The sequence below is a fragment of the Thermosynechococcus sp. OHK43 genome (genome assembly GCF_014466085.1).
Taxonomy (GTDB): Bacteria; Cyanobacteriota; Cyanobacteriia; order Thermosynechococcales; family Thermosynechococcaceae; genus Thermosynechococcus.
This window is the reverse complement of sequence record NZ_JACOMP010000014.1, coordinates 1-9,021: the sequence shown is the minus strand read 5'-3', so window position 1 is coordinate 9,021 and position 9,021 is coordinate 1. Positions and strand designations below refer to the sequence as shown.

General features: G+C 51.1%; 7 protein-coding genes and 1 pseudogene. 3 read left to right on the top strand and 5 right to left on the bottom strand.

What is annotated here, in order from left to right; all coding sequences use genetic code 11:
* The 4 genes from tsaB to H8Q75_RS00675 all read right to left on the bottom strand — a co-directional run.
* Positions 1-400 (bottom strand): tRNA (adenosine(37)-N6)-threonylcarbamoyltransferase complex dimerization subunit type 1 TsaB (gene tsaB, locus H8Q75_RS00690; RefSeq protein ID WP_297039578.1); only part of this gene is annotated, 400 nt, incomplete at its 3' end.
* Positions 401-440: 40 nt separating this feature from the next.
* Positions 441-611 (bottom strand): ssl1498 family light-harvesting-like protein, encoded by a 171-nt coding sequence (locus tag H8Q75_RS00685; protein WP_024125547.1) that lies wholly within the window; start codon positions 609-611, stop codon positions 441-443.
* Positions 612-663: 52 nt separating this feature from the next.
* Positions 664-1,827, bottom strand: a complete 1,164-nt coding sequence (locus H8Q75_RS00680) for a glycosyltransferase (protein WP_024125548.1) — start codon at positions 1,825-1,827, stop codon at positions 664-666.
* Positions 1,824-2,657, bottom strand: coding sequence for a thiazole synthase (locus H8Q75_RS00675; RefSeq protein WP_024125549.1), 834 nt, complete (start codon positions 2,655-2,657; stop codon positions 1,824-1,826). The genes H8Q75_RS00680 and H8Q75_RS00675 overlap by 4 nt, the downstream gene beginning before the upstream one ends.
* A gap of 133 nt (positions 2,658-2,790) precedes the next feature.
* On the opposite strand from H8Q75_RS00675, the gene H8Q75_RS00670 reads away from it, so the two are divergent.
* Positions 2,791-3,243 (top strand): hypothetical protein, encoded by a 453-nt coding sequence (locus H8Q75_RS00670; protein WP_024125550.1) that lies wholly within the window; start codon positions 2,791-2,793, stop codon positions 3,241-3,243.
* Between the two features lie 47 nt (positions 3,244-3,290).
* Entirely contained in the window at positions 3,291-3,827 is a 537-nt protein-coding gene (ribH, locus tag H8Q75_RS00665; RefSeq protein ID WP_024125551.1) for a 6,7-dimethyl-8-ribityllumazine synthase, read from the top strand.
* Positions 3,828-3,861: 34 nt separating this feature from the next.
* On the opposite strand, the gene H8Q75_RS00660 is transcribed toward ribH, so the two are convergent.
* On the bottom strand, positions 3,862-8,739 hold the full coding sequence (locus H8Q75_RS00660; RefSeq protein WP_297039565.1) for a CHAT domain-containing protein: 4,878 nt from the start codon (positions 8,737-8,739) through the stop codon (positions 3,862-3,864).
* 158 nt (positions 8,740-8,897) lie between these two features.
* On the opposite strand from H8Q75_RS00660, the pseudogene H8Q75_RS00655 reads away from it, so the two are divergent.
* Positions 8,898-9,021 (top strand): annotated as a pseudogene (locus H8Q75_RS00655) (aspartate-semialdehyde dehydrogenase); the annotation flags it as partial.

Genomic DNA, 9,021 nt, shown 5'->3' with positions numbered 1-9,021 from the left:
TGTCTGTGACCAGGCGATCGCCCCAAAGGGCGTGGAGACGCCCTCCCTGATAGCGATAAATGCCAAGGTATTGATGCCCCTGCTGGGCGCGGCGTGACACGATCCCATCCTCTTCTAGGAGTGCGTTGCGATAGTGCCAGGCCATTGTGCCCAGACTAGACAGACCCAAAAGAGGGACTTCCAATTGTTGGGCCAGTATGCGGGCAGTGACGACCCCCAACCGCGTTCCCGTAAAGCTGCCCGGACCACAGCCAATGGCGATCGCCCCCAGTTTAGCCCAAGTGTAACGACCCATGAGTTCCCCAAGGCAGGGGTGAAGTTGGCTGGCCAGTTCTCGACCCAAGGGCCATGTTTTCACCTCCAGCAGTTGATCCGCCTCCAGATCATAGAGACCGGCCACCAGTGTAGCATCACTCGTATCAAAGCCAAGACAAAGCAGATTAGCTCACTCCGATAGCGATCGCCACCAAGCCAGCCACTAAGAGCAATCCACCCCCAACCAACAGGGCTGCCCGTACTTTTTGCTGAGGTGTCCAAGGCTGCGCTTGATAGACCTTGGGTTCAATGGCAAAGTTGTTGAGGCGACCGCCCTCATCGGTGGTATAGCGCATCGAAACAAACCTCAATTCAGCGTTACAGTGCAGCTATTTTAACAAGCGAGCTTTAGGACTCTTGAGAATCCTTAACAATTTCTTGCAATTGACCATGCCGATCCAGGCGTAACCAACGACCGCGCCAGTAGATGCGATTACCAAAACAGCCCCCCAACCAAATCAGGAAACTCATCACATCCCGCAGAGGCAATAGCCACAACCACAACAGCAGCCGCGGCGTGCCCATCAAAACAATGCTGATCACGGCCTGCAACCAGCGAATCCCCTGCACCGTCAAAAAGAGCCCTAAGGTCCAAGGTGTTGGAAACAGACCCCACAGCAGGGCACTATAGACAGTGCCAAACGTCAACACTATGCCAAAATACTGATTGCCGCGATTGCTGCGAATACTGCGAGACCAGCGCAGTTCCCGTTGGACAGCCTTGAGAAAGGAATCATTGCCACAGTCATTGTCAAGGATATAGGTGGATAACTCCACCCGGTACCCCGCCCGCCAAGCCGCATATCCCAATTGATAATCTTCACCAACACGATTGAGGGCAATCTCAAAACCGCCAATTTTTTCTAGAACCTCCCGCCGCAACAGCACTGTAGGTCCAATGGCAAAACGCAGTCCCCCATCTAGGCGCCGCGCAACCAGCACACTAGGAATAAAGTCCAGACACCGCCCCAGGGCGACAAAGGCGGCTCCTAACCTTTGGGGCTGGTGATCGATGTAACCGCAGGTAACGACTCCCACCTCCGGATCCGCTAACGGTTGGGTTAGGGTGGCTAGGTAATTGGATCGAACCCGCACGTCACTATCTGTTTCCACAACCACGCCATAGCGCGCATGCGCAAATAGTTGCGATACGTTGCTGGTCTTTAGGTTGACGCCACGAATTTGGCTACAAAAATACCAACGGGCACGGTGGGGATAGGTTTCACAAATTGCCTGCAGGACGGGTATAGCAGGATCATTGGGGTTTTGCACACCAAAGAGAACTTCGTAAACGGGGTAGTTTTGCTCACACAGCGAGGACCAATTTTGCCATGCCCTTGCCTCTAAGCCACACACAGGCACCAAGATCGAGACTGCGGGCAAGGTCTCTAGGGGGGCGGTTTTCTCCTTTCTGAAATTTGTGAAAAATTGCCAAGTGAGTGCCCCTGCGACAATATAGAAAAGGGCCCCTGTACAGCTCAGCAGGGTGAGAAGAATGAGCACAAGACTCATGATCTAGCCGTAATGGTGCCACTTAGGGGTGAACTGGCACTGGCATAGGCTTTGACGGGAATGCGCCCCGCTAAGTAGGCAAGGCGGCCAGCAGTGGTTGCAAGTGCCATGGCTTTGGCCATTGCTGGGGCATTTCCCGCTTGGGCGATCGCCGTATTAATCAACAGAGCATCGGCTCCCAATTCCATGGCAGCGGCAGCCTCACTGGGCGTGCCAATCCCCGCATCCACCACAACGGGAACACTGGCTTGATCAATAATGATTTGGATATTGGCAGCATTGCGCAAACCTTGCCCTGAGCCAATGGGGGAAGCCAAAGGCATTACGGTGACACAGCCCACTTCCTCAAGGCGTTTGGCCAGCAGGGGATCTGCATTGATGTAGGGAAGAACTGCAAACCCTTCTTTGACCAGTTGCTCAGCTGCAACTAAGGTGCCAAAGGGGTCGGGCAACAGATACTTAGGATCCGGAATCACCTCAAGTTTGACAAAGTTGTTATCTTCTTGACCCAAGAGCTTGGCCATTTCTCGGCCTAAACGGGCAACGCGAATCGCCTCCTCAGCGGTTTGGCAGCCAGCGGTGTTGGGCAGTAGCCAGATTTTACTCCAGTCAAGGGCATCCACAAGTCCTTCATGACCCGGGGCATTGGTTTGAACGCGACGTACGGCTACCGTAACAATTTCGCAACCGCTTGCGGCAACACTGGCCTGCAGATCTGCAATGGAACGATACTTACCCGTACCAGTCATCAGACGTGAACGAAATTGCCGCCCAGCGATCATTAGCGGGGCATCTTCAATCAACTGCTCAGGAGGAGGCGCAGTCACCATGATGTCCTTGTGAAGTGAAAAGCACTAGGGTTTGCTTTTCTACAATATCAGGGTTACGCTCTTTGCTGCTGCGACCTTGGAAAACTTATGGCATCATAGAGGCACCATAATCACAGGAGTGCAACATTGGTGCATGGCACACATTGGCAACAATGCCGCCATTCAGGCTGCCGATCGCCTGCTACGCCAGTATGGGTTTGATTTGGATGGCTCCTCAGTTGAGGTCATCTTAGATCGCTGGTTGCGTCATTTTCCTCCCCGCTGGATTCGCCTCGCACTCATTGAAGCCCTTTATCTGGGGCGTTATAAAGCCATCTCTGTAGAGCAAATTTTAGAGCTGTGGCAACGGCGTGAGCAACCAATTTATCACTTCAACAGTGAGTTTGAAGCCATTATCTGCCAGTCATTGCCCGTTAGTGTGCCGGAACCTCCTCCTTCTCGCCTTTTAGAGACACCCAGCAATACCAGAATCAGTGAATTCCACCCCGATTCAGTTTCTGACCCATTTGTTACCAAGTTAACCAGTATTGTGCAGCAGTGGCAGTCCCAAGACTTCCTCGTGGAGCAAGGCGATCGCTCCTCCTAGGCCGTTGCAGGTTATACTCTTTTGGGTAAGATTTGGCACCTCCACCTATGGCTGTTTTTGAAGGCACCTATCAAGTTCTGGGAACGCCTCGCTTTGGCATTGTGATTTCCCGTTTCAATGATCTGATTACAACCAAGCTGCTAGAGGGTTGCCAAGATTGTCTGCGTCGTCATGGCATTGATCCCAATCCCCACGGTTCTCAAGTGGACTATGCTTGGGTACCTGGTAGTTTTGAAATCCCCCTTGTGGCAGCTCAACTGGCGGCCAGTCGTCGCTATGCTGCCATTATTTGTCTGGGGGCAATCATCCGTGGCCAAACCCCCCACTTTGATTATGTGGCTGCTGAAGTCACCAAAGGTATTGCCACTGCCTCTATGCAAACCGGTGTGCCCATTATCTACGGCATTCTCACGACTGATACGATGCAACAGGCCCTTGAGCGCGCTGGCATCAAAAGCAATAAAGGTTGGGAATATGCCCTCAATGCCCTGGAAATGGCAACCCTGATGCAAACTCTCCCCAGTGCCATCAATCCACCAACAACCAAACTCAGCCCCAGTACCCGTGTTCTCACGGATGGGTAATCCCAAACGGTCAAGCAGAAATTGCCCCCCAGAGCTACCAAGGACTGCCAATCATCGTAAATGCTGCCCAAAAGTATGGATGGGAAAGTAGACGCCCACCCCCAGGTTGAACTTCTTGGGGCAAAGGAATCGAAAGCCCTCCCCGCAGTCCAGCACTGCGCAGATGATTCTCCTCAATCACAACCTGCCCGCGGATCATGGCAAGCTGCGCCTGTCGCAAAGCCTCTGCCTTAATCGGAGCAGTTCTCAACTGGTCATAAAATGCCGTCATCAAGGCTAGTGTTCCTTCATCACTGACATACCAAAGGCTGGCAACCGAACTCTTCACACCTGCTTGGAGTGACAGTCCAGCAAACCCAAGTTCTGCATTGGCATCTCCTACTGCTGTGCGACAGGCACTCAGCGTCATTAGCTCTGTGGGTGGCTTGAATAAACGCAACTGCCCTAATTCAGCCATTGAAAGCCGCCTATCCCAAAACTGAATATAGGAATTTTGTGGCTTACCTACATTAAATTCAGCATGGGTCGCCAGATGCAGGATAGGATAGAGACTGCGCCGCCGCTGGGTTTCCAAGTTTGAGACCGTAAAAGCTTCATTGAGCAATACTTGCCCTTGACCTACCAGTTGAGTAATTGTTTGTAGCTCGATGGGAACTGCTGGCAAAGGACTTTGATCTGTGAACTTGGAGGCGCCTATTGCCAATACCGAGGCATTTTGCAACGGTTGGTAGCGGGTATCCACCAAGTTAATACTCGGAATGAGACCCAGGTTATAGCGTTCCACTAGAAACTGACCATTACGACCTATTGGACTATCACTAACTGTCGAGGAAATAAGATTTGACCCCGTGTGCAAAGCAGCGATCGGCACACTCCGTAACCCTTGATCAAGGGCAAAAACCAGTGTATTAATGCCTCGTGCTTGCAATTCAGTATCAACGCTACCCATGATCAATTGGTAGAGCTGCTGCGCGAAGGGCAGATAGGATTGGCTATTGGTTTTTGTTGGATCTCGCACTTCGCGGTTAAAAGCAGCAATGACGCGGCGCACGACTTCTTGGGGTACTCGAACGGATTGATAAATCGGTTCCCCTTGAGGCGTGATAATGAATATATCTAACTGGTTGGGTCGCCAAAAGACATGGGTCAGCGCAGGTTTTTGACCTGTTTCTTGAGCTATACGCCCCAATGATTCCTTGATTTGATCAATGTCAAGGAACTGTAGTCCCTCTTGGCCGGGAGTACTCAAAAATTCACTAAAGTACTCACCAAACTCAAAGGAATAAAGCTGCTGCAGCAGTTTGATAGCACTGTTGTAATCTCCCTGATCAAAAGCGGTACTGATTTGCTGACGGATGATTTCAATGCCGGGAAAGTAAAAGACTTGAGCGGTATTCTGGGGCAGTTGAGTGCTTTGTATCTCCTGGCCAAGATCTTGTTGAATTTGGGATTCTGGAGGTACTGGTGGGGGTGCTTGAGACACCCGATAGAGAAAACCAGGACCAGAAAATAGAGCAGGCTCAGGATAGGTGGTGTTGAATTGCTCTGAACCCGCGAGGCCGCCATTAATATTGAGATTTGGGTCAGTTGAATAAACGAGCCAGCGACCATTGGGGGTACTGAAGACATTTGGCCCATAGTTGTTAATAAAGTTATTTTCTGCAACAAGGACAATCGCATCCCCAGTCCCAACACCAGAAATTGGGGCATTAAGAACGATATCGCCTGTTAATGTTCGCAGGAAAATGCTGCGCCCTGTAATGCCTGTTGGATTAACACTGCCGACGGTAAGGGTACTGTTATTGACAAATTGCAAATCCCTCGAACTATTCAACTGAGCAGCCAGTGTCCCCACCTGGTTATTCGGGTTAGTCAAAATTGCACTGCCATCTTGTAAAGTTAAACCCAAGCTGCCTGCTCGGATGGGCGCACTTTGCGTTAGGTTCCCACTGTTTAAACTGAGGATTAGGGTATTGCCGTTGGTATTAATGCCAGTGGTCAGACCATTGACACCGTTGTTGAAACTGACGATACCTAGAGCGCCTTGATTACTCAAGTTCACATTTCCAGTGACATTTCCTGAGAGTGCCTGAAACTCATTGTTGGCATTGCTGAGGTTGAAAGTCCCCTGTCCGAGGAGTTGGAGCGTTCCCCCAGAAATGGTATGGCTGCCCTGAGTAACGCCACCACCGCTATTGAGTGTCAGATTACGACCATAGAGATTCGTTGTGCCAGAGCCATTGAACTGAATACCTAGGGAACTGGCGGCGGGGGTTTGTAGGGTGAGATTGTAGTTGAGGCTGAAGGGGCGAACATCAATGGGACCAGTGCCACTAGGATGACCGATGGTAATTAATGAAAAGCCACCCCTGATTTGGTTGAGGAGAGACTGATTAACGATTAGGTTACCCGTTGCACCATCGCCAAGGCCAACAGGGGTAGCCGCATCAATCGGTTGAAAGACAAGGTGGCCTGCCCCGTCACTATGGATATCTAGTGAGGTAGGATCACCGGAGATCTCAATCCCCCCTTGGGCTGCTAATGTGAGCACGCCATCTTGAACAGCAACAGTCAGGGAATCAGAGAGTGCCAGACCGGGATTACCATCAGTGCCGCGACCTTCGATAAGAATATTCCCATGGCCAGTCGTTCTGACTGCAGCGGGGTCAGTTGGGCCAGCGTCGAAACGAATCCCAGGGCCTGATTGCCCCCCTGTGCCCCTGAGGGTGAGGTTGCCACCTTGACTAATGATCCTGGTGGAGTTGATCTTGATGCCCGTGTTGTTGACCGCAGGACCGGTACCGCCAGTACCTGTAAGGGTAATATTCCCTGTCGTGGTTTGAATTTGTGACCCTTTAAGACCGATGCCAACTTTGGAAAATACTTTAGGGCCGCTGCCGCCCGCGCCGGTCAAGGTAAGATTGCCAGCCTCGGCCCCGATTGAGGAGTTCTGAATTGAGATACCATCCAAAGCGCTATAACTACTACCACTAGAACCACCTGTCCCTAGAATGGTGATCTCCCCAGACCCGGAGGTGAGGATTGAACTGTTACTGATCTCTACCCCGCTAGTTGTTGTTGCACCACTGCCATGAATCCTAATATGGCCACCACCTGCATTGAGAGTAGAGGATTGGATACCAACCCCAGCAGTGGTGACACCGATCGCTGGACTGGTGAAAGGATTAGAACCGCCCCCCAAAACAATATTGCCACCGTTAGAAATCAGTGAGACTGAGCTTAATTGAATGGTACCGGCACCGTTGTTATCAGCATCGGCATGGAGAATGATATTTAGTCGGCCTACGTCTGAGCGAATGTTATAAGAATAAACAAAAATGTTATTTGCGGCTTGGAAAGTTAGGGAGGCGTCGCCCCCTGCTGTCTTGGTAATAGGAGCAGCAATAGTAATATTACCCGCTTGGCTTCCAGTATCACCAGTTGTGATGATGACACTAGTCCCGGAATTCAGAGCAGCTTCAATGGCGGTATTCGCAACAGAGGCATTATCATCTGTGGGGGTAAAAATATCAGGATTGGTACCAGAAAATGTACCCTTACTGGTGCCGCCGCTAATGGTGACATTGCGTGGGTCAAGGAGCCATGTACCGGACTGACCATTAGCTGCAGTGGCATCTACTGTTCCCCAAACGCTCAGTAATTCTCGACCGGAGGTTTCAACAAAGCCCCCATTACCGCCAAGTTGGCCACCGCGTGCAGTGATAGTGCCGCCAAATTGAGTGCTGTTGTCTGCCCATGCAATGACGGTGCCACCATTGCCTTGATTGAGAGCATCTGCTGCCATCAGACTGCCGCTGTTGATAAAGAGATTCTGGGCATTGAAACTGCTATGCAATCGGTTGGTGCCAGTGGTACCTCCTAGGTAATCGCCCCCCAACAGAATCGTGCCACCCCCGAGCTGACCAGAAGCGGTTAAGTTGGTATTGATGAGGGCGATATTTTGACCGGTGATCGTGATTTTGCCACCAGTACCTATGGGATTGGCGACGGAAAGGCTGCCACTGATGACGGCGGTGTTGGTTGTGGTGGGGATTTTACTGGGGTCATGGACAAGGTGAATGGTGCCATCGGGGTTTCGAATGACGCTGTTGACAGGTTGTGAACCCTGGCCAGTGAGTAAGCTGGGTAAGTCCACAGCAGCGATCGCTCCTCCAGAGGGTAGTCGCTCCTGAGGAATCTCAAGGCTGAGCAGCATTCCCTCTTGGGAGACACGCACCATTCCTGTTTCAGGTACAGCTACAATGTGGATATTTCCTGCGGGGGCTGCGAGTATACCTGTGTTGATCACTTGGTATGCCATCAGGCTGAGGGTTTGACCCCTAGCAACCCTAAGCTCACCTTCATTGATGATGAGGCCTTTGCTCAGAAATTCAAAACCGCTGGGCTGACTATTGAGGGATAGATAGAGATTCTGGCCATTGACATCAAAGACCCCTCCCTCAAACAGCACCCGTTGAGCAGTGGAGGCATGGAAAGCAGCGGGAAGATTCAAGCGGGCATTGGGGCCAAAAACAATCCCCGCAGGGTTGAGCAGATACAGGTTGCTGTTGCCACCCGTGATTTGAATCAAGCCATTGATATAACTGGCGTTGCCACCATTGACGCCCGCAAGAATGTTGCGAATTTGCGGATTGGAGAGAAAGTTGGCGATTTGGCCATTGCCAACATTGAAGTCACGGAAGAGGTGAAAGAGATTTTGACCATTCCCCGATAGGCTGCCACCGCTAATATCAATCTGTTGACCATTGTGGATGACGGTGGTGTTAGTGCCATTGATAGCTGGGGTGATCTGGCTGTAAACAGCGTTACTGCACAGTCCCCCAAAGGCTAAGGCAATGGTAAATAGATACCGCTGTAGAGTTTTCACGATTCCAGTCTCCAGATAATTCATCGAGTCGTGCCTCTGGAGACTCTTGTGGAGGAGTTCAGAGGCTGTGGTGGAAATTGGCAATAACCATTATAGGTAGAACAATAAAATTCCCAAAATGCTATGCTTTGTTACTTCTCAATCCGTAACGATCATAGAATGAGCTTATATTCCTAGGAGTAATGGTCTTGGCACAGGGATTACGGATTGGCATTTTAGGAGCCACAGGTGCGGTTGGCACGGAAATTTTGGCAATTTTGGCGGAACGGTCGTTCCCAGTAGCAGAGTTGCGTCTGTTGGCTTCGC

What these genes read in the sequence shown, in the direction of transcription:
- H8Q75_RS00675 (WP_024125549.1), bottom strand. Translation starts at nt 2,657, where the DNA reads ATGGTGACTGCGCCTCCTCCTGAGCAGTTGATTGAAGATGCCCCGCTA.
- H8Q75_RS00660 (WP_297039565.1), bottom strand. Translation starts at nt 8,739, where the DNA reads ATGAATTATCTGGAGACTGGAATCGTGAAAACTCTACAGCGGTATCTA.
- H8Q75_RS00680 (WP_024125548.1), bottom strand. Translation starts at nt 1,827, where the DNA reads ATGAGTCTTGTGCTCATTCTTCTCACCCTGCTGAGCTGTACAGGGGCC.
- ribH (WP_024125551.1), top strand. Translation starts at nt 3,291, where the DNA reads ATGGCTGTTTTTGAAGGCACCTATCAAGTTCTGGGAACGCCTCGCTTT.
- H8Q75_RS00670 (WP_024125550.1), top strand. Translation starts at nt 2,791, where the DNA reads ATGGCACACATTGGCAACAATGCCGCCATTCAGGCTGCCGATCGCCTG.
- H8Q75_RS00685 (WP_024125547.1), bottom strand. Translation starts at nt 611, where the DNA reads ATGCGCTATACCACCGATGAGGGCGGTCGCCTCAACAACTTTGCCATT.